General features: G+C 50.8%; 1 protein-coding gene. It reads right to left on the bottom strand.

The window, feature by feature from the left end:
• On the bottom strand, positions 1-212 hold a 212-nt coding region (locus SB773_RS33465; RefSeq protein ID WP_410594758.1), incomplete at its 3' end, for a response regulator.
• Positions 213-252 lie beyond the last annotated feature (40 nt).

Genomic DNA, 252 nt, shown 5'->3' with positions numbered 1-252 from the left:
CTGGCGCGGACGTACTTGCACACAGCCCAGCCGTCCATTTCTGGCATGAGGATGTCGAGGATAATCAGATCGACCCTTAGAGACGCTAGCATCTCGATTGCTTGTCTGCCATTTTCAGCTTCATATACGATCCATTGCTCCCGCTCGAAATAGTCAGCAACGATTTCCCGAATGCGACTCTCATCTTCAATCAGGAGCACTTGTCGTTTCATCTGTTGATGTCCCCCTTCGGCTCATCTTTCTCGCTCAGGA

This window comes from Bacillus sp. SIMBA_074, from assembly GCF_046534555.1.
Classification (GTDB): domain Bacteria; phylum Bacillota; class Bacilli; order Bacillales; family Bacillaceae_G; genus Bacillus_A; species Bacillus_A mycoides.
The sequence above is the reverse complement of the archived record's forward strand: the minus strand, read 5'-3'. Positions and strand labels throughout refer to the sequence as shown.